General features: G+C 68.3%; 25 protein-coding genes. 11 read left to right on the forward strand and 14 right to left on the reverse strand.

Annotation, left to right across the window (positions count from 1 at the left end):
- Positions 1 to 48: 48 nt before the first annotated feature.
- The 3 genes from nirB to CA951_RS09985 all read right to left on the reverse strand — a co-directional run bounded on the left by nirB (position 49) and on the right by CA951_RS09985 (position 5,406).
- Positions 49 to 2,559, reverse strand: a complete 2,511-nt coding sequence (nirB, locus tag CA951_RS09975; RefSeq protein ID WP_087556669.1) for a nitrite reductase large subunit NirB — start codon at positions 2,557 to 2,559, stop codon at positions 49 to 51.
- A 52-nt stretch (positions 2,560 to 2,611) separates the two neighbouring features.
- The gene (locus tag CA951_RS09980; RefSeq protein ID WP_087556670.1) at positions 2,612 to 4,024 is read right to left on the reverse strand and encodes an MFS transporter; all 1,413 of its coding nucleotides are present in this window, start codon (positions 4,022 to 4,024) and stop codon (positions 2,612 to 2,614) included.
- Between the two features lie 131 nt (positions 4,025 to 4,155).
- Positions 4,156 to 5,406, reverse strand: a complete 1,251-nt coding sequence (locus CA951_RS09985; RefSeq protein WP_087556671.1) for an MFS transporter — start codon at positions 5,404 to 5,406, stop codon at positions 4,156 to 4,158.
- A gap of 11 nt (positions 5,407 to 5,417) precedes the next feature.
- Here CA951_RS09985 and CA951_RS09990 point away from each other — a divergent pair, with 11 nt between their 5' ends.
- Positions 5,418 to 6,086, forward strand: coding sequence for a FadR/GntR family transcriptional regulator (locus CA951_RS09990; protein WP_087556672.1), 669 nt, complete (start codon positions 5,418 to 5,420; stop codon positions 6,084 to 6,086).
- Here the strand turns inward: CA951_RS09990 and CA951_RS09995 are convergent.
- The 3 genes from CA951_RS09995 to CA951_RS10005 all read right to left on the reverse strand — a co-directional run bounded on the left by CA951_RS09995 (position 6,083) and on the right by CA951_RS10005 (position 9,491).
- Positions 6,083 to 6,937, reverse strand: a complete 855-nt coding sequence (locus tag CA951_RS09995) for a TIGR02569 family protein (protein ID WP_072937656.1) — start codon at positions 6,935 to 6,937, stop codon at positions 6,083 to 6,085. The genes CA951_RS09990 and CA951_RS09995 overlap by 4 nt on opposite strands.
- 97 nt (positions 6,938 to 7,034) lie before the next feature.
- Complete coding sequence (moeZ, locus tag CA951_RS10000) at positions 7,035 to 8,219, reverse strand: adenylyltransferase/sulfurtransferase MoeZ (RefSeq protein WP_015890122.1); 1,185 nt, start codon at positions 8,217 to 8,219, stop codon at positions 7,035 to 7,037.
- 135 nt (positions 8,220 to 8,354) lie between these two features.
- On the reverse strand, positions 8,355 to 9,491 hold the full coding sequence (locus CA951_RS10005) for a DUF3152 domain-containing protein (RefSeq protein WP_087556673.1): 1,137 nt from the start codon (positions 9,489 to 9,491) through the stop codon (positions 8,355 to 8,357).
- 224 nt (positions 9,492 to 9,715) lie between these two features.
- Here CA951_RS10005 and CA951_RS10010 point away from each other — a divergent pair, with 224 nt between their 5' ends.
- A complete protein-coding gene (locus CA951_RS10010) occupies positions 9,716 to 10,387 on the forward strand; it encodes a TetR/AcrR family transcriptional regulator (RefSeq protein ID WP_087556674.1) in 672 nt (223 codons plus the stop codon).
- Positions 10,388 to 10,472: 85 nt separating this feature from the next.
- On the opposite strand, the gene CA951_RS10015 is transcribed toward CA951_RS10010, so the two are convergent.
- Both CA951_RS10015 and CA951_RS10020 read right to left on the reverse strand, forming a co-directional pair.
- Complete coding sequence (locus CA951_RS10015) at positions 10,473 to 10,703, reverse strand: DUF3107 domain-containing protein (RefSeq protein ID WP_015890119.1); 231 nt, start codon at positions 10,701 to 10,703, stop codon at positions 10,473 to 10,475.
- 145 nt (positions 10,704 to 10,848) lie between these two features.
- Positions 10,849 to 11,529, reverse strand: coding sequence for a ferritin-like fold-containing protein (locus CA951_RS10020; protein ID WP_087556675.1), 681 nt, complete (start codon positions 11,527 to 11,529; stop codon positions 10,849 to 10,851).
- 322 nt (positions 11,530 to 11,851) lie between these two features.
- Here CA951_RS10020 and CA951_RS10025 point away from each other — a divergent pair, with 322 nt between their 5' ends.
- A complete protein-coding gene (locus tag CA951_RS10025) occupies positions 11,852 to 13,465 on the forward strand; it encodes a DEAD/DEAH box helicase (protein WP_087556676.1) in 1,614 nt (537 codons plus the stop codon).
- A 9-nt stretch (positions 13,466 to 13,474) separates the two neighbouring features.
- Positions 13,475 to 14,689: a hypothetical protein gene (locus CA951_RS10030; protein ID WP_087556677.1), complete on the forward strand. Its 1,215-nt coding sequence runs from the start codon at positions 13,475 to 13,477 to the stop codon at positions 14,687 to 14,689.
- A gap of 9 nt (positions 14,690 to 14,698) precedes the next feature.
- Here CA951_RS10030 and CA951_RS10035 read toward each other — a convergent pair whose 3' ends face one another.
- Both CA951_RS10035 and CA951_RS10040 read right to left on the reverse strand, forming a co-directional pair.
- The gene (locus CA951_RS10035) at positions 14,699 to 15,073 is read right to left on the reverse strand and encodes a VOC family protein (RefSeq protein ID WP_087556771.1); all 375 of its coding nucleotides are present in this window, start codon (positions 15,071 to 15,073) and stop codon (positions 14,699 to 14,701) included.
- A gap of 95 nt (positions 15,074 to 15,168) precedes the next feature.
- Complete coding sequence (locus CA951_RS10040; RefSeq protein ID WP_087556678.1) at positions 15,169 to 16,155, reverse strand: GlxA family transcriptional regulator; 987 nt, start codon at positions 16,153 to 16,155, stop codon at positions 15,169 to 15,171.
- Positions 16,156 to 16,255: 100 nt separating this feature from the next.
- Here CA951_RS10040 and CA951_RS10045 point away from each other — a divergent pair, with 100 nt between their 5' ends.
- Together CA951_RS10045 and CA951_RS10050 are read left to right on the forward strand one after the other, a co-directional pair.
- Positions 16,256 to 17,077, forward strand: a complete 822-nt coding sequence (locus CA951_RS10045) for an NAD(P)H-dependent oxidoreductase (protein ID WP_143543034.1) — start codon at positions 16,256 to 16,258, stop codon at positions 17,075 to 17,077.
- Positions 17,078 to 17,095: 18 nt separating this feature from the next.
- Positions 17,096 to 17,926: an SDR family oxidoreductase gene (locus CA951_RS10050; protein WP_087556679.1), complete on the forward strand. Its 831-nt coding sequence runs from the start codon at positions 17,096 to 17,098 to the stop codon at positions 17,924 to 17,926.
- Here CA951_RS10050 and CA951_RS10055 read toward each other — a convergent pair.
- A complete protein-coding gene (locus tag CA951_RS10055) occupies positions 17,898 to 18,695 on the reverse strand; it encodes a ParA family protein (protein WP_087556680.1) in 798 nt (265 codons plus the stop codon). The genes CA951_RS10050 and CA951_RS10055 overlap by 29 nt on opposite strands.
- 69 nt (positions 18,696 to 18,764) lie before the next feature.
- Between CA951_RS10055 and CA951_RS10060 the strand changes: the two genes are divergently transcribed.
- Both CA951_RS10060 and CA951_RS10065 read left to right on the forward strand, forming a co-directional pair.
- The gene (locus CA951_RS10060) at positions 18,765 to 19,376 is read left to right on the forward strand and encodes an acid phosphatase (protein WP_087556681.1); all 612 of its coding nucleotides are present in this window, start codon (positions 18,765 to 18,767) and stop codon (positions 19,374 to 19,376) included.
- Positions 19,373 to 19,852: a GNAT family N-acetyltransferase gene (locus tag CA951_RS10065; protein WP_087556682.1), complete on the forward strand. Its 480-nt coding sequence runs from the start codon at positions 19,373 to 19,375 to the stop codon at positions 19,850 to 19,852. Before CA951_RS10060 ends, CA951_RS10065 begins: the two co-directional genes overlap by 4 nt.
- 20 nt (positions 19,853 to 19,872) lie before the next feature.
- Here CA951_RS10065 and CA951_RS10070 read toward each other — a convergent pair whose 3' ends face one another.
- On the reverse strand, positions 19,873 to 20,310 hold the full coding sequence (locus CA951_RS10070) for a hypothetical protein (RefSeq protein ID WP_087556683.1): 438 nt from the start codon (positions 20,308 to 20,310) through the stop codon (positions 19,873 to 19,875).
- Between the two features lie 76 nt (positions 20,311 to 20,386).
- Here CA951_RS10070 and CA951_RS10075 point away from each other — a divergent pair, with 76 nt between their 5' ends.
- Complete coding sequence (locus CA951_RS10075) at positions 20,387 to 21,343, forward strand: diacylglycerol kinase family protein (protein WP_087556684.1); 957 nt, start codon at positions 20,387 to 20,389, stop codon at positions 21,341 to 21,343.
- Between the two features lie 239 nt (positions 21,344 to 21,582).
- Positions 21,583 to 21,837, forward strand: a complete 255-nt coding sequence (locus tag CA951_RS10080; protein WP_073359278.1) for a WhiB family transcriptional regulator — start codon at positions 21,583 to 21,585, stop codon at positions 21,835 to 21,837.
- 60 nt (positions 21,838 to 21,897) lie between these two features.
- Here CA951_RS10080 and CA951_RS10085 read toward each other — a convergent pair whose 3' ends face one another.
- Together CA951_RS10085 and CA951_RS10090 are read right to left on the reverse strand one after the other, a co-directional pair.
- Complete coding sequence (locus CA951_RS10085) at positions 21,898 to 23,400, reverse strand: sensor histidine kinase (protein ID WP_072937643.1); 1,503 nt, start codon at positions 23,398 to 23,400, stop codon at positions 21,898 to 21,900.
- A gap of 20 nt (positions 23,401 to 23,420) precedes the next feature.
- Positions 23,421 to 23,636 (reverse strand): biotin/lipoyl-binding carrier protein, encoded by a 216-nt coding sequence (locus tag CA951_RS10090; RefSeq protein ID WP_005240095.1) that lies wholly within the window; start codon positions 23,634 to 23,636, stop codon positions 23,421 to 23,423.
- 94 nt (positions 23,637 to 23,730) lie between these two features.
- Between CA951_RS10090 and CA951_RS45075 the strand changes: the two genes are divergently transcribed.
- On the forward strand, positions 23,731 to 23,805 hold the full coding sequence (locus tag CA951_RS45075) for a 50S ribosomal protein bL37 (protein ID WP_022597109.1): 75 nt from the start codon (positions 23,731 to 23,733) through the stop codon (positions 23,803 to 23,805).
- The last annotated feature ends 51 nt before the right edge of the window (positions 23,806 to 23,856 follow it).

The raw sequence follows: 23,856 nt of genomic DNA on the forward strand, positions 1-23,856 counted from the left end.
CTTGGATACATAGTTCGTGGTGGGTGTTTCCGCAGCGTTAAGCGGGGATTACTCCGGTGTAGAAGCTGCGAATTTCGGCATTCCCATCAACACCGGGACCTTCCGGACACCCGTGTCGTCGAACGCGACGGTCGGATCGGCCTCTTCGGGCGCGTTGACGAACGACACGAACCGCGACAGCTTCTCCGGATCCTCGAGCACACCCGCCCACTCGTCCTTGTAACCCAGAACGTGCTTGGCCATGGCCGCCTCGAGCTCGGCGGCGATGCCCAGGCTGTCCTCGCACACCACGGCCTTCAGGTGGTCGAGTCCGCCGTCCAGCGACTCGACCCACGGCGCGGTGCGCTGGAGCCGGTCCGCGGTGCGGATGTAGAACATCAGGTACCGGTCGATGTACCGGATCAGGGTCTCGTCGTCGAGCCCGCCCGCGAGCAGCTGGGCGTGCTTCGGGGACTGGCCGCCGTTGCCGCCGACGTACAGGTTCCAGCCGTTCTCGGTGGCGATGACGCCGACGTCCTTGCCGCGCGCCTCGGCGCATTCGCGGGCACAACCCGACACACCGAACTTGATCTTGTGCGGGGACCGCAGACCGCGGTACCGGTTCTCCAGGTCGACCGCCATACCCACGGAGTCCTGCACGCCGTACCGGCACCAGGTGGATCCGACGCAGCTCTTCACGGTGCGCAGCGACTTGCCGTACGCCTGGCCCGACTCCATGCCGGCGTCGACGAGACGCTTCCAGATCGCGGGCAGCTGCTCGACGCGGGCGCCGAACAGGTCGATCCGCTGACCGCCGGTGACCTTCGTGTACAGGCCGAAGTCGCGGGCCACCTCGCCGATGACGATGAGCTGCTCGGGCGTGCACTCGCCGCCGGGCATCCGCGGCACCACCGAGTACGTGCCGTTCTTCTGGATGTTGGCCAGGAAGTGGTCGTTCGTGTCCTGCAGTCCCGCCTGGTTGCGGTGCAGAATGTGGTCCGAGTCGGTGGACGCCAGGATCGACGCGACGACCGGCTTGCAGATGTCGCAGCCCGAGCCCGTTCCGTACTTCGAGATCAGCGCGGAGAACGTGCGTGTGTCGGTGGCCTGCACGATCTCGAACAGCTCGGCGCGGGACTGCTCGAAGTGCTCGCACAGCGCCTTCGACATCACCACTCCGGACGAGGCGAGCAGCTGCTTGATGGTCGGCAGGCAGCCGCCGCACGTCGTTCCGGCGTTGGTGCAGCTCTTGACCTGCGCGATGTCGCAGGCGCCGTCGGCGATGGCCCCGCAGATCGCACCCTTGGTGACGCCGTTGCAGGAGCACACCTCGGCGTCGTCGGGCAGGGATCCGGCGCCGGGCTTCTCCCCCGCGGGCGAGATGAGTGAGGCCGGATCGCCGGGCAGTTCGCGGCCGACGAGGGGACGCAGCGACGCGTACGCGGAGGCGTCGCCGACGAGGATGCCGCCGAGCAGCGTCTTCGCGTCGTCGGACACGACGAGCTTGGCGTAGGTGCCCTTGGCGGCGTCGCTGAGAACGACCTCCAGCGCGCCGGGGGTCTGAGCGTGGGCGTCGCCGAAGCTGGCGACGTCCACACCCATCAGCTTGAGCTTGGTGGACAGGTCGGCGCCCGGGAACTCCGCTGCCCCGCCGAGCAACCGGTCCGCGACGATCTCCGCGGTGGTGTAGCCGGGAGCGACGAGGCCGTAGCACCTGCCCTCCACCGCGGCGCACTCGCCGACCGCGTAGATGTTCTCGTCCGACGTGCGGCAACCGAGATCGGTGATGATCCCGCCCCGTTCGCCGACCTCGAGTCCCGCGTCGCGGGCCAGCTGGTCCTGCGGCCGCACACCCGCGGAGAACACCAGCAGCGCGGCCTCGATCACCGAGCCGTCGGACAGTTCGACGCTGATCCCGTCCGGGCCCTCGGTGATGCCCGCGGTGCCGACGCCCGTGTGGACGGTGAGCCCCAGATCGGTGACGAGGTTGGCGAGCAGCGCGCCGCCGCCCTCGTCGACCTGCAGCGGCATCAGCCGGGGAGCGAACTCGACCACGTGCGGGGTCATGCCCATCAACTTGAGGGCGTTCGCGGCCTCGAGTCCGAGCAGACCGCCGCCGACCACGACACCGACGGCGCCGGGACCGGCCGCGTCGGCCCGCTTGCGGATGCCGTCGAGGTCGGCGAGCGTGCGGTAGACGAAGCACTCCGGCCGGTCGTGGCCGGGGATCGGCGGCACGAACGGATACGAACCGGTGGCCATCACGAGGGCGTCGTACCCGACGACCTCACCCGAATCGGTGGTGACCTTGCGGGACTCCCGATCGATGGTCGCGGCCCTGCGGCCGATCCGGAGGTCGACGAGGGCGTCGTCCGGGTAGTCGTTACCCGCGAGCGCAAGCTCCTTGGGGTCCCACGCCCCCACGTAGGAGGACAGTCCCACCCGGTCGTACGCGGGGAGGGGCTCCTCGCAGAGCACCGTCACCGACCAGTCGTCCGACTCGTCGCGTGCCCGCAACGCCTCGACGAATCGATGTCCGACCATTCCGTGCCCGATGACCACTGCTGACTTGCGGCTCATGCCGTCGCTCCTTCTAGCTGAATTACTCGAGTTCGTGCGGTACTGCGGAAGGTCACGCCGAGACGGACACCTTTTCGTCGTCGCCGTCGGTGACGGGGAGACCACGGGTGACGGACGGGCGGCGCAGGAAGACGAACCAGGTGACGAGGATGCAGGCGAGGTAGAAGGCGAGGAACACCCAGAACGCCATGGTCGCCGACTTCGCGGTGCCGCCGTAGGACGCGCGGAGCACCAGGTTGATTCCGACGCCGCCGAGGCCGCCGATGGCGCCGGCGAAGCCGATGAGGGCTCCGGACATCGCCCGCGACCACGCCGCCTTGGCGTCGCGGCTCAGCCCTTCGAGCCCCTGCGCCTTGGCCTCGAAGATCGACGGGATCATCTTGTAGACCGAGCCGTTGCCGATGCCGGCCAGCAGGATCAGGGTGATGAAGCCGAAGACGAACGCGACCAGTACTCCGGCGGTGGCCGCGCCGGGCGTGCCGTCGTCGACGGTGCCTGCGGTCACCAGCACTGCGGCGGCGAGCGCCATGGCGACGAACGTGTACAGCGTGATCTTGCCGCCGCCGATGCGGTCGGCGAGCTTGCCGCCCATCGGGCGGGCGATGGAGCCGAGCAGCGGTCCGATGAAGGCGATCTGCGCGGCGTGCAGGGCGGCCGCGGCGGGCGTGGCGCCACCGGCGAGGAAGTTGATCTGCAGCACCTGGCCGAACGCGAAGCTGAATCCGATGAACGATCCGAACGTGCCGATGTAGAGGAAGGCGATGACCCACGAGTCGGAGAACTTCAGCGCCTTGGCCATCGCCCGGAGATCGGACTTCTGGTTGCCGAGGTTGTCCATGAACAGGGCCGCTCCGACCGCGGCGACGGCGATGAAGACCAGGTAGACGGCGCACACGATCCAGGGGTCCGTGTTGCCCACGGTGGCGATCACGAGCAGACCGACGACCTGGATCACTGGGACACCGATGTTGCCGCCGCCCGCGTTGAGACCGAGTGCCCAGCCCTTGAGCCGCTGCGGGTAGAACGCGTTGATGTTCGTCATCGACGAGGCGAAGTTGCCGCCGCCGACGCCGGCGAGTGCGGCGACGAGGATGAACGTCGTGTACGACGCCCCCGGGTTCATCATCAGGTAGAGGGTGAACAGCGTCGGGACGAACAGGACGAGGGCGCTGAAGACGGTCCAGTTGCGGCCACCGAAGCGGGCCGTCGCGACCGTGTACGGGATCCGCAGGATCGAGCCGACGAGAGTGGGGACGGCGACGAGGAAGAACTTGCCCGCCGCGTCGATCCCGAAGACGTCGGTCGGCATGAACAACACCATGACGGACCAGATCGACCAGACGGAGAAGCCGACATGCTCAGCGACTACCGACCAGATCAGGTTCCGCTTGGCGATGTCCTTGCCGCCCGCCTCCCAGGCGTCGACGTCTTCCGCGTCCCAGTGCTCGATGTAGTGCTTGTTCACCCGGGCCTCCTCGTTGTGTGGGAGACCCAAAGGTAGAAAACCGGTGTTGCGGCGGTGCTGCGGTCGGTGACCGCAACGTCAACTGATCCTCACTTTTCGACGGGGGCGATGTGAGGTTTCCTGCATGTTTCCTAGACGTGTCGAAGAGCGTCCACAGGCTCGTTTTCGACGTGCCAGCTGTCCTCGAGCATGCGCGGCTTGCACGCCTGGAACGCCGCTATGAGCAGGATCACCACGCCGAACGTCAGGAATCCGAACGACACGGTCCATCCGCCGGAGGCGTCGTGGAACACCCCGAACAGTAGCGGTCCGAGGCACGCGACGGCGTAGCCCACGCCCTGGGTGAAACCGGACAGTGTCGCCGAGCCGAGGTGGCTGCGCGTGCGGAAATTAATGAGCGTCAGCGCCATGGGGAACGTGCTCGGACCGAGCCCGAGCAGCACGATCCACAGGATCGGTGCGCTCATCGGGGCGAACAGCAGTCCGCTGAAGGCGACCAGGTAGCAGACCGCGCATCCGATCACGACCGGGAACGGGTTGCGCATGCGGGCGCACAGCGTGGGGGCGCCGAACGCGGCGACGAGACCCATGAACGAGAACAGTCCCACCATGGCGCCGCCGAACGCCTCGCTCGCGCCGGCGTCGGAGAGGATGTCGGGAATCCAGGTGAACATCGAGTACGTGATCATCGACGTCATCCCGAACATGCCGGCCATCCCCCAGCCGACGGGCGACCGCCAGGCCTTCCCGTGCGGGCTTTCGGTCTGCACATCGGACGGCGGTTCCGCCGCGACGACCACGGTGCGACGTCGTTCGCGGGTGAGCAGGAAGATCCACGGCAGCGCCGCGGCGAAGCCGAGGAGCGCCCAGATTCCGATCGAGAGGCGCCAGCCGAACGCCTCGGCGAGCGGGACGGCCACGAAGGCCGGTGCGATGGTGCCGATCTGCACCCCGACGATGTACACCGAACTCATCGCGGCCAACCGGTCGGAGAAGTACCGCTTGACGAGCGGCGGAATCACCACGTTGCCGATTCCCATGCCGGCCAGCGCGAGTGCCGAGAGCGCCAGCAACGACCAGGTGTCGCTCATCAGCGCTCTCGTGAGCATGCCGACTCCGGCCATCAGCATCGCCACGAGCGCGGTCCGTTCCAGGCCCCACCGCTTGGCGATGAGCGGCGTTCCCAGGCCGAACAGCGCGAACATCGCCGTCGGCACCATCCCGAACACTCCGACCACGGTGGGCGAGAATCCGATGTCCTCCCGGATCTGCGAGGCCAGCGGGGTGAACGAGGTCACCGCAAGCCTCAGGACGAGAGCCGACATGGCGATCGCGCAGAAGACGAGGAGGCGGCCGCGTAGAAGAGTCACGAGAGAAATCATAGGATGACAGGATGACCTTTGGAAAACCCGTGCGTCGCTCGAGTCTCATCTCACAGGTGACCGAGCAGTTGCGCGACGAGATCTGCAGCGGCCGGTGGGCGGTGGGCGCGAAGATTCCTACCGAGCCGGCGCTGTCCGAACTCACCGGAACGGGACGCAACACCGTCCGTGAGGCGGTGCAGGCCCTCGTCCACACGGGGCTGCTGGAACGGCGGCAGGGATCGGGCACGTACGTCGTCGCCACCTCCGACGTCGGCGGCACGCTCGGCAAGTACTTCGCAGGTGCGCACGAGCGCGACGTCACGGAACTGCGGCAGGCGCTCGACGTCACCGCTGCCGCCCTCGCCGCCCGGCGACGCACCCCGGACGACATCACCCGACTGCAGAGCCTGCTCGACGAGCGGTTCCGATGCTGGGCCGAGTCCGACACCGAGACCGCCGTCGAGGCCGACGTCACCCTGCACCGCGCGATCGTCGAGGCGAGCCACAACGCCGTGTACCTCGAGTTCTACGACTCGCTGCTGCCCTCGATCGCCCAGACCGTCGACCGGCACGTGCACGCGACGGGGGCGGGATTCCACGACGAGCACCGGCACCTGATCCAGGCGATCGTCGACGGCGACGAGTCCGCGGCGACCACCGCCGCCCGCGACCTGTTCGCCGAACTGCTCACCACCTAGAGCAGGAGGCGCACCACATCGGCGGTGCGGGCCAGTCCGGGGAACGCCTCCGCGGTCGACCGCGGGTGCAGCACGTGGACGGCGAGGCGGAACAGCACCGCCCGAAGCAGCATCTGCGGCCACTCGGGCAGATCTTCCCAGCGCCCGATGAGGGCCTCGTCGGCCCCGCCCCAGGAGATGGCGTCCACCACCGCCACCGCCGCCGCCCAGGACGCGGGGCGCCAGTACGGCGTGATGTCGGTGATCCCCGGCGCGAGCGCACCGGCGAACAGGACGGTGCCGAACAAGTCGCCGTGGACGAGCTGATCCGGGCACGTGACGGGCTTGCGCAACGTCGCCAGCCCGGTGATCAGCTCCAGACTCTTGCGGCCGTCCGGGGACGGGGTCTCGAGCTGTTCGGCGCCCTTCGCGCTGCGCAGTGGGATCTTCTCCCAGGCCGCCCGGTCCGCCGCCACGAACACGTCGACCTCCGCCCACGGCGCGACCGGGGGCTGCACCAGGAATCGGGGACGGTCGAGTTGCGAGGTGGCGGCGTGCAGCCGCCCCGACATCGACACCACCTCGTCGTGACGCGGTTCGGGTGTGCCCTCGATGAACGTGTCGGCGCGCCACCCGGACACCACGTACCTGCCGTCGGTGGACCGCACGGGACGGGCGAGCCGCACCCCTTCCACCTCGAGCGTCTCGCGGACCTTGGCGGACCACGCTGCGCGCGCGTGGTCGGCGACGGCTGACAGGACCACGTCTCCACAGAGCCACCCGCCGTCCCAGTCCGCACCGAGTGGGATGGGCTCGACTTCCCGGAGGCCGAACGTGGAGCACACGTGCTGAGGGGGTTGGCCGGTGCTCACGTACTCAACGCTACCGCCGGGTGGGCCGGTGACAGCGCAAGGCGCGCTGGCCTGGCGACGGCAATGCGCCGCGACCGGGCCGGCAGACGGGCAGGGATCAGTAGACGGGCAGGCTCGTGTCCACCTGCTTCGCCCACGCGATCACGCCACCCTGCAGATGGGTGGCGTCGGAGAACCCGGCCTTCTTCAGCGCGGCCAGTGCCTCCGCCGACCGGACGCCGGTCTTGCAGTGCAGCACGATCGGCTTGTTCTGCGGAAGCTCCGACAGCGCCTCCCCCGACAAAATGCGGTCCTTGGGGATCAGCACCGCACCGGGCAGGTGCACGATGTCCCATTCGACGGGCTCGCGCACGTCGATCAGTTCGATCTCCTTGCCGGAGTCGAGGAGGTCGCGCAGTTCGGTGGCCGTGATCGTCGAACCGGCCGCCGCGGCCTGCCCCTCGTCGGACACCACCCCGCAGAACGCGTCGTAGTCGATCAGCTCGGTCACCGGGGTGCGCGCCGGATCCCGGCGCAACGCGATGGTGCGGTACGTCATGTCGAGCGCGTCGTAGACCATCAGCCGTCCGAGCAGCGATTCGCCGATGCCCGTGATCAACTTGACCGCCTCGGTGGCCATGATCGAACCGATCGACGCGCAGAGCACGCCGAGCACGCCGCCCTCGGCGCACGACGGCACCATGCCCGGCGGGGGCGCCTCCGGGTAGAGGTCGCGATAGTTGAGTCCGCGCCCGTTCGGCGCGTCCTCCCAGAACACGGACGCCTGGCCTTCGAAGCGGTAGATCGAGCCCCACACGTACGGCTTGTGCGCCAGGACGGCGGCGTCGTTCACGAGGTACCGGGTCGCGAAGTTGTCGGTGCCGTCGAGGATCAGGTCGTACTGCTCGAACAGTTCGACGGCGTTGTCGGGCTCGAGGCGGAACTCGTGCAACCGGACGTCGACGTTGTCGTTGATCTCGCGGATCGAGTCGCGCGCGCTCTCGCCCTTGGGACGGCCCACGTCGGAGCGGCCGTGGATCACCTGGCGTTGCAGGTTCGACATGTCGACCTCGTCGAACTCGACGATGCCGAGCGTCCCGACCCCGGCGGCCGCCAGATACAGCAGCGCAGGTGAGCCGAGGCCGCCCGCGCCGATGACGAGGACCTTCGCGTTCTTCAGACGCTTCTGGCCGGCCATGCCGACGTCGGGAATGATCAGGTGCCTGCTGTACCGCGCCACCTCGTCGCGGGAAAGTTCGGCGTCCGGCTCCACCAGCGGCGGCAGCGCCTCGGTGGTCTTCACAGAACGGTCAAGCGACACGGCCCACTCCTGACGATTGCGCGACGGCTTCCGATATGTCGGACAGCATTGACTTCAACGCCCCGACACGGTCCATTCTTCCCCTCCCGCCCACAGTCGCGCGGGACCGGTCCAGACTCATGCCCGCGGGAAGGGCCAGGGATTGAAATGGCAGGTCAGCCCGTTCATCGGCACGACACCCTCGGGGTCGAGCTGGGCGATGTCATTGTTGGCGGTCCCGAACGTCTGCTGCATCATCACCGGCGCGAGACCGCCCTCGGTCTCGCACGGCTGATGGTCCTGGTAGCCGATGGCGTGCCCGACCTCGTGGTTGATCTGGTACTGCCGGTACGACCCGATGTCGCCCTGGAACGCGATGGCGCCGCGCACCCAGCGCGGCTCGTTGAGGACGACACGGTCGATGCCCGGGTTGTAACAGGACACCTCCAACTGGATGTCGTAGCCGCACGCCTCGCGAATGGTCATCTGCGACGTCAGCGACACCCGGAAGTCGGGATCCCCCTGATCGACGCGGCGGAACGCGAACCGCGGGTCCTTCGTCCAGCTCTTCGGATTCGACAGCGTCTGGTCGACCATCCGGCCGAACGACTCGTCGCCGCCGAATCCGGACGTGTCGACTCCGTCCTCGATCTCGACGCTGTACGTGAACTCGCGTTCGGTGCCCTGCCCGACCTTGGTCCCGTTGCCGGGAACCACGTGCCAGGTGCCGGCGCCCACCGCCGTGAACGGACCGCCCTCGGGCAACGCGCCCGAAGGTAGTTCGGCGGCGAAGTTTCCGTCGGCCTCCGGCGGGACCCCGATGACGCTGGAACCGTCGGTGTCGCGGGACAGGGTGCCGAATCCGGGGGAATCGTTTGCCGCCGTGGTCGCGCCGCCGCCGGTGTCCCTCACCGCGTCGAACACGACGAGCACGGTGACCACCAGCAGGATCGGGATCGCGTACGCCCGCCAGCCGTAGGTGGAGACGAACCGGCCGATCCGGCTCTGCTTCCGGGCCTGCCGTTCGGGGCGCGGAGTGCGGGGACGGCCGACGTCGCGGCTGGTCGGGTCCCATTGCGCGCGGAGCGGCTGATGCGACTGCGCCTGCGGTGCCGACTGCGAGGCGCGGGGACCGACGTCACGCTGGTCGATGCTGCGCGATCGTCGCTCCCCGTCCTCGGAACTCTGGGGAGCCCGGCCGCGAACACGCGGTCCTCCTCGGTCAGTCACGCAGCCCAGAATCTCACAGTCCGGCGCCGCCCCGTCCCAGTGCATCGTCCGCAGGTCATCCGGCGTGTCACGGGAATGCAGCCCGCAACGTCGCGGCTACCCGGATCACCAGCTGCCCCGAACCCCTGCGGTACCCCAGTTACCGGACAGGCAATATCCTTGACCGGGCGAGTCCTGCGAGTCCACCATGAACGGTTCACTACGCGCGGGTATCGTTCACACAGTTACACAGAATGTGACGCGGAATACTTGTGCAGATTGGAAGCGCTATGACTGAACTCGCGGATCGGACGAACTCCGATCGCGATGCCAACACCGGAAAGGGCACCGGGGCCCGTCGCAGCACGCGACTCCCCCGCGACGCCCGGCGACTGCAGCTACTCGCCGCAGCCAGCGAGGTCTTCGTCACACGCGGATACCACGCTGCCGGTATGGACGAGATCGCCGAGTGCGCCGGTGTGAGCAAGCCCGTCCTCTACCAGCACTTCCCCGGCAAGCTCGAGCTGTACGTGGCCGTGCTGCAGAGCTATGTCGACAGCCTGATCTCGGGTGTCCGGCAGGCGCTGCGCTCGACCACCGACAACAAGCAGCGTGTCCGCGCCGCGGTGCAGGCGTTCTTCGACTTCGTCGACAACGACTCGCAGGGCTTCCGGCTCGTGTTCGAGTCCGACCTCATGGGTGAACCGCAGGTACAGACCCGCGTCGAGCAGGCCACCGAGGCGTGCGTCGACGCCGTGTTCGACCTCGTCAGCCACGACTCCGGTCTCGACCCCTACCGGGCCCGCATCCTCGCCGTCGGCCTCGTCGGCGCCAGCCAGTTCACCGCGCGGTACTGGCTCGAGGCGGCGCGCCCGATCCCGAAGGAAGAAGCGGTCGACACGACGGTCACGCTCGCGTGGGGCGGTCTGTCCCGCGTGCCGCTGCATCCCGAACAGCGCTGATCACACGCGAGAAAGGGCCCGACAGTCGACTCGACTGCGGGCCCTTTCTCGTGTGTTCACGTGGTCGGAGCGAGTCCGACTGCGTTCACTTCGTCGGAGCGAATCCGACCTTGCGGATATCGGACGGGCCGATCTCCACGTAGGCGATCTTGCTGGACTGGATGAGGTACTTACGCCCCTTGTCGTCTTCCAGAGACAAGATCCCGTCGCCACCGGTGAGGGCGCCCGAGACCAATGTCTCGACCTCGTCCGGGGTCTGCTCGCTGCTGACGATGAGCTCACGCGGGCTGTCGATTACACCGATCTTGACCTCCACGGTCAACCTCCGAACTCTCCGAGAAACATCAGCTGTCCTGGCCAGGCTAATGCAGTGGCCGTCGCCGGTGCGCGTCTGTGGGCTGTGCCCTGAGCGAACACCGGCAAACCGGTGCCGTCTAGACCAAGCCCGACGGCGGTGCCGTCTAGACCAAGCCCAGCACGGCCATGCGTTCGGCGTGCATCTCCTGCATGCGGTCGAACAGTGCGACGACGCCGTTGAGGTCGCCGGATGCCGAGATGACGAGTTCGGTCAGCGCCTCCCGCTGCGCCAGGACGAACTGCGCCTGCGTGATGGCCTCGCCGAGCAGTCGCCTGCCCCACAGCATGAGGCGGTCCTTGTCGCGGTTGCTGGCCTTGATGGCCTGCTGCACCTCGTGGACGACGAACTCGGAGTGGCCGGTTTGCGAGAGCACCTCCTCGATGGTCCGCGAGACCGCGGCGGGCATCGAGTGGCCGATCTCGCGGTAGAAGTCCGCCGCGATCCCGTCACCGACGTACGCCTTCACCAGCGCCTCGAGCCACGTCGAGGGGGTGGTGGACGCGTGGTAGTTGTCGAGGGCGCGGACGAACGGATCCATGGCCTCGAAGATGTCGAAGCCGAGTGCGGTCAGCGCCTTCTCGAGCATCTCGAAGTGGCCCATCTCGGCGGCCGCCATGCTTGCGAGCGCCACTTTGCCCTGCAGGGTCCGCGCCATCTGCGCGTCTTCGGACAGCCGGTAGAACGCGGAGATCTCGCCGTATGCGAGGACCGCGAAGAGTTCACTGACACCGGGGTGATCAGCGGGAATCGTGGAATCAGTGGATGCAGGGGTGTTGGGCTCCATGGCGCCACAGCCTAGTGCGTCGGGCAGTGATGTTTGCCATGCGTAACCAGTTGTGGAGCGTTCTCCGGCTACAATGATCGTGGGCAACCGCTCGTCACCACGTTCGTCTCCGTAGAGAACGCGGTTCGAGTGATGATCTATCACGATCCGATCGGCGGTTCCCACCGATAATGTGCGCGCACCTGATCGACGGTCCCAGCCGCGCCTCGCCGAAATCTTCGATTTCTGCGCTGAGGCAGAGGCAGGATCGACTCGGAAGAGGACATCGACGAGCGTCGACTGGGAAATCGGGCCGACCAGCGGCCTGGCCCTTACCTCGTGCGTGCGTGCAGCTACGAGGAAGGCTAGACCCCTGAGCAAGATCACTGTCGACCATGAAGACGACGCCACCGAGACCACACTGTCGGCGCAACTCGACTCCACGCACGTCGCCCCCACTTTCGCCGAACTCGGAGTTCGTGACGAGATCGTCCGCGCTCTCGACGAGATCGGCATCGAGCGCACGTTCGCCATCCAGGAGCTCACGCTCCCTCTCGCCCTCGCCGGCGACGACCTGATCGGTCAGGCCCGCACGGGCATGGGCAAGACGTTCGGGTTCGGCGTCCCGCTGCTCCACCGCATCTCCACCGGCACCACCGGGACGGCCGCACTCGACGGCACTCCCCGCGCGCTGGTCATCGTCCCCACCCGCGAGCTGTGCATCCAGGTCACCAAGGACCTCGAGGGTGCCGCGAAGTACCTGAAGGGCGAGAAGAACAAGCCCCTCGAGGTCCTCGCCATCTACGGTGGCCGCCCGTACGAGACCCAGATCGCGACGCTCCAGAAGGGCGCCGACGTCGTCGTGGGCACCCCCGGCCGTCTGCTCGACCTCGCCAACCAGGGTCATCTGATCCTCGGCAAGGTGGAGGTGCTCGTTCTCGACGAGGCCGACGAGATGCTCGACCTCGGCTTCCTGCCCGACATCGAGCGCATTCTGAACATGGTGCCGGACAAGCGCCAGACGATGCTGTTCTCGGCGACCATGCCGGGACCGATCATCACGCTCGCCCGCACGTTCCTCACCCAGCCGACGCACATCCGCGCCGAGCAGGCCGACGATTCGGCGGTCCACGACCGCACGAGCCAGCACATCTACCGGGCGCACGCGCTCGACAAGGCGGAGATGGTGGCCCGCGTGCTGCAGGCCGACGGCCGCGGCGCGACGATGATCTTCACGCGCACCAAGCGGACCGCGCAGAAGGTGTCGGACGAACTCGCCGAGCGCGGTTTCGCCGTCGGTTCCGTGCACGGCGACCTCAACCAGGTGGCCCGCGAGAAGGCCCTCAAGGCGTTCCGCTCGGGCAAGATCGACGTGCTCGTCGCGACGGACGTCGCGGCCCGCGGTATCGACATCGACGACGTCACCCACGTCATCAACTACCAGTGCCCGGAGGACGAGAAGACGTACGTCCACCGGATCGGCCGCACCGGTCGCGCAGGCCGCACCGGCATCGCCGTGACGCTCGTGGACTGGGACGACATCCCCCGCTGGCAGCTCATCGACAAGGCTCTCGGCCTCGGTATCCCGGATCCGGTCGAGACGTACTCGAGCTCCCCGCACCTGTTCGAGGAACTGTCGATCCCGGCCGAGGCGACCGGCACGATCAAGCGCCCCCGGGCCGAGAAGGCTGCGCCCGCCCAGACCGAGAACATCGACACCGAGAATGGCGAGAAGGGTGAGAAGGCCGAGCGCACGGAGCGGCCGGCACGCACCCGCACCCGTCGCCGCACGCGTGGCGGCCGTCCCGCGGATTCCGTGGGCCCCAAGTCACCGGAGCCGACGGCACCCGAATCCGCGGCGCCGGGCACGGACGCCGACGGCGAGGGTTCCAAGCCCCGCCGGCGCCGGCGCCGCCGGACCACGAAGGTCGGCGCCGCCGCGACGAACGCGGAGTAACCAACCACCGTGCTCGCACCTGAGCGGCGCTCACGCGCCGATCTCGTCGTCGCTGCCGGAATCGCCGTCGCGGTCGTGGTCGCCCTCACCGTCGTGTGGTTCCGCAGCGATGCCCGCGGTACCACCTCGATCACCGCCGCAGAACCGCCGCCTGCGCTCGTCACGGCCCTGACGGTTCCCGAGACACTGAGCCCGATCTGGGACTCCGCCAGTTCCGCCACCACCGCGCCTCTCGTCGTCGGCGGTGCCGTCGTCACCGCCGAGGGCGGCGACGTCGTGGGCCGGGACCGGATGTCGGGCACCGAGCTGTGGCGGTACGAGCGTGATCTCGACCTGTGCGGTGTGACGGCGTCGTGGGAGAAGGTCGTGGCCGTCTACCGCGACGACCGCGGATGCTCCCAGGTCACCGAACTCGACGGCGGCACCGGTGAGCGTTTGGCGCAGCGGAACAGCGACGCCGATCCCGGGGTGACGCTGACGGCCGACGGAACCTATGTGGCGTCCCTCGGCAACCGCCGTCTGGAACTGTGGCGCTCCGACCTCGTGCGCACCGTCGAGTACGGGCGGGTGGACGCTCCGGTGAATCCCAAGAAGCAGCCCCGCAGCGGATGCACGCTGATCGACGCCGGTTCGAGCAGCAGCAAGCTGTCCGTGCTCGAGCGCTGCCCCGGCGAGGTGGCCGATCGGCTGACGGTCATGAACCCCTCGCCGAAGGACAATCAGGAACCCGAGGAGTACGGGTCCAGCGTCCTGGCGGGTGTCGATGCCGGCGTCGAGGGTGCGCGCATCCTCGGGGTGTCGGGTGAGACCACGGCCGTCTATCTGCCCGCGGGAAGGACGACCGGACCACGGATCGGCCTGTTCGACGGCACCGGCAACGCCGTGTCCGAATACGCGCTGGCCCTGAAGATCGGACCGGATTCCGTCACGTCGGCGAGCAGTTCGGTGGTCACCTGGTGGACCGGTTCGGATGTCGTCGCGCTCGGCGCGTCCGATCTCGTTCCCCGCTGGACCTTCCCGGGCGCTCTCGGCCCGGGCGCCGTGATGGCCGGGAACCTGCTGGTTCCGGTGGAATCCGGGATCGCCGTGCTCGATCTGTCGAACGGCGCGTTGCTGCGCACGATCCCGGTCGCGCGGGACACCACGACCGAGCCGATCACCACGACCGTGGCCGGCGACGTCGTGCTCGAACAGCGCGGCGACGGTGTCGTGGCGCTGCGCTGAGGTCGCCGCTCAGGCGGGTTCGGCGAACACCACGAGGTAGCCGTCGAGATCGCGGAGCCAGATCTCGCGATGTCCTGCATTGGGATTGACATGCACGTCCGTGACCACGTCGGCTCCCGCCTCCCGCACCCGCGCGACGGTCCCGTCGAAGTCGGTCGTCTCGAACCAGATCGCCACCCCGTTTCCCCGCGCGAGTGACGGATCGCCGATGGTGCCGTGGTGATGGCCCTCGTCGAGTCGGTGCAGTTGCAGGATCATGTGCCCGTCGACGAGGAGTTGCTCGTATTCCCGTCCACCGTGACCGCTGCGCGCGTTCAGGACCTTCCGGTACCACTCGCCTGCCCGTTCGACGTCGTCGACGGCGAGGAGCGGCTGAGCGCGCATCGTCAGAGCGTTGTTCCGAGGCGTGTCCGTCATGGGCCCGACGTTAGCGCCGGGCACTGCGGCGCACTTGGACGAATGGGCACAGCGCGTGCCCGTCAGCGGAAGGTGGCTCGGTACGCGGAAGGTGAGACGCCGACGGTGCGCGCGAGGTGTTGCCGCAAGGAGGTCGCGGTGCCGAATCCCGCGGCCCCGGCCACGTCGTCCACCGCCAGGTCGGTCTTCTCCAGCAGTTCACGGGCGCGGGTGATCCGCTGCTCGAGAATCCACTGCGTCGGCGACATCCCCGTCTCGGCGCGGAATCGCCGGGTGAACGTGCGCACGCTCATCGACTCCCCCGCGGCCAGTTCCCGCAGCGACTGCGGCTGATCGAGGCGGGCCAGCGCCCGGGCCCGCGCTCCCGATGTCGATGCACCGTCCGTTTCCGGGACGGGCGCGGTGACGAACTGCGCCTGACCGCCGCTGCGATGAGGCGGCACGACCGTTCCGCGCGCCACCTCGTTGGCCACCGATGCACCGTGGTCGACACGAATCATGTACAGGCACAGATCGATTCCGGAGGCGACGCCGGCGGCGGTGAGCACGGGGCCGTCGTGGGTGTAGAGCACGCCGGGGTCCAGGTGGACGTCCGGGTAGAGCCGCCGGAACGCGTCCGCCGACTTCCAGTGCGTCGTGGCGCGCCGGTTCTCCAGCAGACCGGCGGCCGCGAGAACGAACGAACCGGTGCAGATCGAGGCCACGCGGGTGCCCGGCCGGATGTGCGCGAAGGCGTCCGCGAGGTGGCGGGGCAGCCCGCCGTCCGCCGGCGGGTCGTAATCCTGATCGGACGCCGGGACCACGACCGTGTCGGCGGTGCCGAGCAGCGCCGGGCCGTGCTCGACCGACAGCGTCACGTCGGTGTCGGTGCGAACGGGACCGGGAGCGAGGGCGCAGGTGAGGACCTCGTACAGCGGTTCGCCGTCCCGCGATCGCGCTTCGCCGAACAGTCGGTGGACGATACCGAACTCGATCGGGAGCAGGCCGTCGCGCACGAACACGACCACGCGATGCCGTCGCCCGGCCCGGTCACCCCTCGATTCGGACATGGCCCGATTATTTCACATAGTGTCCGGCCGGCCACTGGTGCGGCGTCGTGCGCGGATCCATGATCGGAAGTGCCGAAGGCGACCGAGCGAAAGGTGGACCATGAAGATCCTGTGGGTGTCGGCACATCCCGAGCCGAAGTCCCTGAACGCGGCGCTGCGCAGCGATGCCCTCGCGGCACTGCGCGGCGCCGGTCACGAGATCCGGACCTCGGACCTGTACGCGATGCGATGGAATCCCGTGGTGACCGCGGACGACTTCGCACACGATCCGAGCGGCCGCCTCCTGGTGGGGGCACGGTCCGGGCAGGCACTGGCCGAGGGCACCCTGGCCCCCGACATCCTCGCCGAGCAACGCAAACTCGGGTGGGCCGACGCGGTGATCGTGCAGTTCCCGCTGTGGTGGTACGGCATGCCCGCGATCCTCAAGGGCTGGTTCGACCGCGTGTTCGTCGAGGGCTACGGGTACGGGATACGCCGCGAGGACGGTTCGACCCGGCGGTACGGCGAGGGGACCCTGGCCGGCAAGCGGGGAATGACCGTCGTCAGTTTCGGCGGCAGCGCCGACAGCGCGGGCCCGCGCGGAATCAACGGCCAGATGGACGAGGTCCTGTTCCCGATTCACCACGGAATCTTCTGGTACACGGGGATGTCCGTGCTGCCGCCGGCCCTGATCGACAGTGCGGACCGGTTGCCCGCCGAGCACTACCCCGGCGTCGCGGCCCGCCTGATCGATCGCGTGTCCGGCCTGTTCACCGACGCGCCGTTGCCCTTCCGCTCGCAGAACGGCGGCGACTACGACGATCGGTTCGTGCTCCGCGAGGACCGGGCACCCGGCGTCACGGGACTGCGCGCCCACTACACGGACGCGGAGTCCGGGACACGCGGATCGGACGCCGAAGTCCCCACCCACTGCGCGGTGTAACGTGTTCTAATTCACGGCATGGCAACCTACGTGATCACCGGCGCGGCCTCGGGCATCGGGGCGGCGAGCCGCCGCACCCTCGAGGCCGGCGGCCACACCGTCATCGGCGTCGACCTCGCACACACCGACGTGACAGCCGACCTGTCGACCCCCGGCGGCCGGGCCGCGGCGGCCGCCGCCGTGACCGAGACGAGCGGCGGTGTCGTGGACGGCCTCGTCTGCTGTGCCGGACTCGGGTCGCTGTCCCACGTCCCGGGCGGCAAGCTGATCGCCGTCAACTATTTCGGGGCCGTGGAACTCGTGACGGCCCTGAAGCCCGCCCTCGAACGCGCCGACGGCGCCTCGGTGGTGGTGATCTCGTCGAGCAGCACCACCACCCAGCCCGGAGTTCCCGAAAATCTGGTGAGCGCGTGCCTGCGCGGCGACGAGGCGGAGGCCGTGCGCATCGGCGACGAGGTGACCGCTATCCCCGCGTACCCGGCGTCCAAGCTCGCGCTGGCCTGGTGGATTCGACGGGAAGCGGTGCGGCCCGACTGGATCGGCAACGGAATCCGGCTCAACGCGATCGCACCGGGAATGATCGACACGCCGATGACCAGCGGGGACGACCTCGACCCCGAATTGGCGAAGGCCCTCGACTTCTATCCGGTGCCGCTCGGCAGGCGCGGCCGTCCGGACGAGATCGCCGCACTCGTCGAATTCCTGCTCGGCCCGGGGTCGACACTTTTCTGCGGAAGCGTCGTGTTCGCCGACGGCGGCACGGATGCCCAGTTACGCCAACAGGATTGGCCCGCCGCGTGGAATCCCACGCCGGAGGAACTTACTCGGCACTTCCAGGCGAAAACGTAGCGAGCTCGGATCCCGCCCAGTGCTTGGCGAGGTTCTCGGCCAGGTCCCGGTACGCCTGGGCGCCCTTGTTCTTGCGCCCCGCCAGAACCGTGGCACCCGACGCCGTCGCCTCCGCGAACCGTACGGTCCGCGGGATCGGCGGCGCGAGGACCGGCAGGTTGTAGCGGTCGGACACATCGGACAGCACGTCCCGGCTGTGGGTCGTGCGCGCGTCGTACAGCGTCGGCAGCGCGCCGAGCAGCACCAGGTCGGGGTTGGTGATCTGCTGCACCTCGGTGACCGTCCGCAGCAACTGCCCCACACCGCGGTGGGCGAGCGTCTCGCACTGCAGCGGAACCAGTACCGACTGCGCCGCCGTGAGCCCGTTGAGCGTGAGCACACCGAGCGACGGCGGACAGTCGATGATGACCGTGTCGTAGTCGTCCAGCAGCGGCGCCAGTGCGCGTTTGAGGGCGAACTCACGACCGGGACGCATGAGCAGCAACGCTTCCGCTCCCGCGAGGTCGATCGTCGCAGGCAGGAGCGCGACCCCGTCCTCGGTGTCGATCACCGCTTCGCGCGCCCCCAGGTCACCCGTCAGCACCTCGTGGACGGAGGCGTCCAGGCGGTCCGGGTTGTGTCCCAGGGAGAAGGTCAGGCACCCCTGCGGGTCGAGATCCACCACCAGAACCTTTTGACCCAGCGCGACGAGCGCTGCGCCGAGAGAGGCGACCGTGGTGGTCTTCGCGACCCCACCCTTCTGATTTGCCACTGCAAGAACCGTTGTCACGGCTCGATCCTTACCTACTTCGTCGCCGGAGGCGAGCCATACACGCAGATTGACTGACATGATGGATGGATGCCACCCAGTGATTCGCCGCGCGGCCGTCGGATCGTCCTCCTCCGGCACGGCGAAACGGAATGGGCCCGTTGGGGTAAACACACCGGCCGGACCGACGTCCACCTCACCGAACTGGGTGAATCCCAGGCGCGGCAGGTGGGCCCGGCAATGGACGCCCTCGCCCTGCGCGACCCCCTCGTCATCGTCAGCCCGCGGCAACGCGCCCAGGAGACCGCGGAGCTGGCGGGTCTGAAGATCCAGCGCACCTGGGACGCGCTCGCCGAATGGGACTACGGCATCTACGAGGGCATGACGACGCCCGAGATCCGGCAGCAGGTGCCGGACTGGACCGTGTGGACGCATCCGTGTCCGCGCGGCGAACAGGCCGAGCAGGTACACACCCGCTGCGACCTCGTCCTGTCCGTCGTGCATTCCCAACTCGTCGACCGCGACGTGATCCTGGTCGGACACGGCCACTTCTCCCGCGCGCTCATCGCCCGCTGGGCGGAGCTTCCCATCAGCGAGGGGCGCCGGTTCGCGATGTCGCCCGGCGCGTACTCCGTCCTCGGCTTCGAGCACGGGGCGCAACAGGTGGTCAGCCACAACGTGACGACGGAAGGTGCCCGATGATCAGACGCGCAGTACCCGAGGACGTCTCCGCGATCACCGCGATGATCTACGAACTGGCCGAACACCAGAAGGCCCGCGACAAGTGCACCGTCACCGACGACCAGATAGACGACGCCCTGTTCGGTCCGCAGCCGTCCACGTTCGCCCACGTCGCGACGAACGACGACGACCGGGTCGTCGGGATCGCGGTGTGGTTCCGGAACTTCTCCACCTGGGACGGAACGCACGGCATCTACCTCGAGGACCTGTTCGTCAGCCCGTCCGAACGCGGTTCCGGCCACGGCAAGGCCCTGCTCGCCACCCTCGCGAAGGAGTGCGTCGACAACGGCTACACGCGGCTGTCGTGGTCGGTGGTCAACTGGAACAAGCCGTCGATCGCGTTCTACGAGTCCCTCGACGCGCACCCGCAGGACGAGTGGACGACGTACCGGCTCACCGGGGATCCGCTCGGCCGCCTCGCGTCCGAGGTGGATTAGCGCTCCGCGCGCGAGGTGAGTCAGCGCTCCGACGGGTTGTCGACGTCGGCTTCCTCGCCGTACTCGGCCGCCATCCATTTCGACGTCGGGCTGCTGAACAGGCACCCGAGGGCTCCCACCACGACGACACCGAGCAGCACACCGAAGAACGGCTGGTGCGAATCGGTGAGCAGCGACCACGCCACCGGAAGCAGCAGCAGTTGGGCGACGATCGCGATCGCCCGCCCCCAGCGCCTGCCGAAGATCAGGGCGAGCCCGGCGGCGAGCACGGCGCCACCGAGAATGGCGAACCAGGCCGCGGTGCCGTATCCGCTGCTGACGCTCTGGTCGTGTCCGAGCAGCCCCCGGACCACCAGTACCACGGCGACACCGACCGCCACCGCGCCCTCGAGCGACACCAGGGCGCCCGCCGCGCGGACCGTGGTGGGCGTGGACTTGCTGAGAGACGGCTTCGGCACGTCGGCCAGCCTAGAACACCGCGCCGGCGGCGGCCTCGGACGGTGACACGTGCCGCCCCGGCTAGGCTTGGGCCCCGTGCGCGCGCTGCTGATCGTCAACCCCAATGCCACATCGACGACCCCGGCCGGGCGGGACCTGCTCGCGCACGCGCTGTCGAGCCGGGTCCGGTTGACGGTCGCGCACACGACGCATCGCGGCCACGCTGCCGAACTGGCACAGCAGGCCTGCGTCGACGGGATGGGCCTGATCATCGTCCACGGCGGCGACGGCACCGTGAACGAGGTGGTCAACGGGCTGCTCGGCACCCCCGACCCGAGGTCGATGAGCGCGGTGACGGTGGGGCCGATCCCCCCGATCGCCGTCGTCCCCGGCGGGTCGGCGAACGTGTTCGCCCGCTCGCTCGGCATCGCGCCCGACCCCGTGGACGCCACCAACCAGCTCATCGATCTCCTTTCCAACAGGCAGCGTCGCCGGATCGGGCTCGCCCACTGCGATCACCGCTGGTTCACGTTCAACGCGGGCGTCGGCTGGGACGCCCAGGTGTGTGAGGCGGTCGACCTGCACCGCAAGAACGGGCGCCCCGCCACACCGGCGCAATACGTCCGCGCGGCGGTGCGCGTGTTCTTCCGGTCGAAGTACGCGGAGCCGACGCTCACCGTCGAGGTTCCCGATCGCGATCCCGTCGAGGGTGTTCATTACGCCTTCGTGTCGAACGCGAGTCCCTGGACGTATCTGAACAAGCGGGAAGTCCACACCAATCCCGACACCACGTACGACACCGGCCTCGGTGTGTTCGCGATGCGGTCCACCGCGATCCTCACCACCCTGCGGGTGGCCCGCCAGCTGCTGTCCCCCGGCACCCGCCCGAAGGCGAAGAAACTCGTCCGGGTCGACGACGTGCCGTGTGTGCGGATCTCCGCGTCGGAGCCGATCGGACTGCAGATGGACGGCGACTACATCGGACTTCGCAATGTGGTGGAGTTCGTGTCGGTGCCCGACGCGCTGGATGTCGTCGCGCCGCCGCGACCCTGAGCAATTCTCGAGAATCCCTGTTTTCACCTAGCGGGAAGCACCGGCACAGGGTAAAAAGGACGGCGCGCCTCGAAGGGCAGCCTAACTACGTGAGCTCCCCCACGGTGCGGCGGTTTTCTATTGACATCCCGCCAGTTCGTGAAAGCATTCACAAGCAACAGTGCGGAAACATTCTCTACGCACACATGAACTCATGAAGACGAAACGGTGCACGACGCACCCAGTTAAGGAGCAGAAGGATGGACTGGCGCCACAAGGCAATCTGTCGCGACGAAGACCCCGAGTTGTTCTTCCCTGTGGGCAACAGCGGTCCGGCTCTCGCGCAGATTGCTGATGCCAAGGTTGTCTGCAACCGCTGCCCGGTGACCGCCGATTGCCTCTCGTGGGCACTCGAGTCGGGCCAGGACGCCGGTGTGTGGGGCGGCATGAGCGAAGACGAGCGTCGCGCACTCAAGCGCCGCAACGCTCGGACGCGTGCCCGCACCACCGTCTGATACTTCAGAAGGAGACGGGCCCGGCACCACATGGTGCCGGGCCTTTTGCTTGCCCGCCGGTCAGTACCGCGGTCCACGACGGCCCAGCGGTACGCGTAACACGGCATCCGTTCCCCCCTCCGCGCCCGGGTGCAGTCCCAGCGAACCGTTCAGTTCGGCGGCCACCAGGGTCCGGACGATCTGCAGGCCGAGCCGGTCGGACCGCTCGAGACTGAAACCGGGCGGCAATCCCCTGCCGTTGTCGTGGATCACGACGTCCAGCCAGCGCGCCGACCGCTCCGCCCTCATGGTGACCGTGCCCGCGGCGCCCGGTTCGAAGGCGTGCTCGATCGCGTTCTGCACGAGTTCGGTCAGCACCATCACCAGCGGGGTGGCCCGCTCCGCGGAGAACACCCCGAAGCTGCCTTCCCGGCGGACCTTGATCGGCGTGCTCACCGTCGCCACGTCGGACAGGATCGGCACGAGCCGGTCGACGACCTCGTCGAGGTTCACCTCTTCGTCCACCGACATCGACAGCGTGTCGTGCACCAGGGCGATCGACGTGACACGTCGCACCGATTCGCTGAGCGCCTGACGGGCCTCCTCGTTGTTGGTGCGGCGGGCCTGCAGCCGCAGCAGCGCCGCCACCGTTTGCAGATTGTTCTTCACCCGGTGGTGGATCTCGCGGATCGTTGCATCCTTGCTGAGCAGGGCGCGATCCCGCCTCTTCACCTCCGTGACGTCCCGCACGACGACGGCGGCGCCGACCCGCTTCCCGCCGGGTTTGAGTACCAGGGCCCGCAGCAGGACGGTCGCTCCCCTGGCCTCGATCTCCATCCGGCGGCCCGGCTTGTCGGCGATCGTGTCGCGGATGTACCCGGCGACCTCCTGCGACTCGAACGGATCCGTCACGAGAGATCGCGTGGTGGCGGCGAGGTTCTGGCCGATCAGGTCCGAGCTCAGGCCCATCCGGTGGTACGCCGACAGCGCGTTGGGACTCGCGTAGACGACGCTGCCGTCGGTGTCCAGGCGGATGAAGCCGTCGCCGGCGCGGGGGCTCGAGTTGGTGTCCGAGCGGGCCTCCCGGATCGGGAACGTGCCGTCGCTGATCATCTGGCACAGGTCCTCGGCGCAGTCCAGATACGCGACCTCGAGAGGACTCTGCGCCCGCTGGTGCGACAGGTTGGTGTCCCGGCTCAGGACGGCGATCACCTCGCCGTTCCACCGCACCGGGACCGCGTCGCCGCGCGGCGGCAGACCCGCGTGCCCGCCGCCGTCCTCGGGGCGCACGACGTTGCCCTCGAGCAGCGCCTGCAGTACCTGCGGGTGTTCCGACTCCGACACGACGGTCCCGACGACGTCCTCCGGGAACGCGGTCGACGCGGTGGTGGGCCTGCAGTGCGCGACGCAGATCACGGTGCCGGTCGGGTTGGTGGCCGCGGAGTCCGCTCCGACCCACAGCAGGACGTCCGCGAAGGAGAGGTCGGCGAGCAACTGCCATTCGCCGACGACGCGCTGGAGGTGGTCGACGGCCTCGCCGGGCAGGTCGGTGTGTTCGGCGAGCAGATCGCTCAGGGTCGACATCGTGGGGTGTGTCAGTCAGCTCAGGAGATGACCGCGATCAGGTCGCCCTGTTGGATCACGTCGCCGACCTTGACGTCCACGGAGGTGACCGTGCCGGGCTCTTCGGCGATGACGGGAATCTCCATCTTCATCGACTCGAGGATGACGAGGGTGTCGCCTTCCTTCACCTCGTCACCGGCGCTCACCACAACCTGATACACCGTCGAAACCATTTCGGCGCGCACGTCTTCTGCCATTGTGATCCTTCACTCCCGGGTGTCGAGAAAGCCCTGTTGCAAGGACACCCAACCACACGTGGAAGACTGTGGTGAAAAGAAGGGAGATCTACTCATGGGTAAGCGTGGTCGTAAGAAGCGCAGTCGCAAGGGCAACGCCGCAAACCACGGCAAGCGTCCCAACGCCTGACGCGCCGTAGAACGCACCAGGGGCCGGAAAGCATCGATGCTTTCCGGCCCC

Source organism: Rhodococcus sp. NCIMB 12038 (assembly GCF_002165735.1).
Taxonomy (GTDB): Bacteria; Actinomycetota; Actinomycetes; order Mycobacteriales; family Mycobacteriaceae; genus Rhodococcus_F.

What these genes read in the sequence shown, in the direction of transcription:
- CA951_RS10020 (WP_087556675.1), bottom strand. Translation starts at nt 11,529, where the DNA reads ATGGAGCCCAACACCCCTGCATCCACTGATTCCACGATTCCCGCTGAT.
- CA951_RS10040 (WP_087556678.1), bottom strand. Translation starts at nt 16,155, where the DNA reads ATGTCCGAATCGAGGGGTGACCGGGCCGGGCGACGGCATCGCGTGGTC.
- CA951_RS10090 (WP_005240095.1), bottom strand. Translation starts at nt 23,636, where the DNA reads ATGGCAGAAGACGTGCGCGCCGAAATGGTTTCGACGGTGTATCAGGTT.
- nirB (WP_087556669.1), bottom strand. Translation starts at nt 2,559, where the DNA reads ATGAGCCGCAAGTCAGCAGTGGTCATCGGGCACGGAATGGTCGGACAT.
- CA951_RS10065 (WP_087556682.1), top strand. Translation starts at nt 19,373, where the DNA reads ATGATCAGACGCGCAGTACCCGAGGACGTCTCCGCGATCACCGCGATG.
- CA951_RS10050 (WP_087556679.1), top strand. Translation starts at nt 17,096, where the DNA reads ATGGCAACCTACGTGATCACCGGCGCGGCCTCGGGCATCGGGGCGGCG.
- CA951_RS09990 (WP_087556672.1), top strand. Translation starts at nt 5,418, where the DNA reads ATGACCTTTGGAAAACCCGTGCGTCGCTCGAGTCTCATCTCACAGGTG.
- CA951_RS10085 (WP_072937643.1), bottom strand. Translation starts at nt 23,400, where the DNA reads ATGTCGACCCTGAGCGATCTGCTCGCCGAACACACCGACCTGCCCGGC.
- CA951_RS10080 (WP_073359278.1), top strand. Translation starts at nt 21,583, where the DNA reads ATGGACTGGCGCCACAAGGCAATCTGTCGCGACGAAGACCCCGAGTTG.
- CA951_RS10005 (WP_087556673.1), bottom strand. Translation starts at nt 9,491, where the DNA reads ATGCACTGGGACGGGGCGGCGCCGGACTGTGAGATTCTGGGCTGCGTG.
- CA951_RS10010 (WP_087556674.1), top strand. Translation starts at nt 9,716, where the DNA reads ATGACTGAACTCGCGGATCGGACGAACTCCGATCGCGATGCCAACACC.
- CA951_RS10045 (WP_143543034.1), top strand. Translation starts at nt 16,256, where the DNA reads ATGAAGATCCTGTGGGTGTCGGCACATCCCGAGCCGAAGTCCCTGAAC.
- CA951_RS10035 (WP_087556771.1), bottom strand. Translation starts at nt 15,073, where the DNA reads ATGCGCGCTCAGCCGCTCCTCGCCGTCGACGACGTCGAACGGGCAGGC.
- CA951_RS10060 (WP_087556681.1), top strand. Translation starts at nt 18,765, where the DNA reads ATGCCACCCAGTGATTCGCCGCGCGGCCGTCGGATCGTCCTCCTCCGG.
- CA951_RS09985 (WP_087556671.1), bottom strand. Translation starts at nt 5,406, where the DNA reads ATGATTTCTCTCGTGACTCTTCTACGCGGCCGCCTCCTCGTCTTCTGC.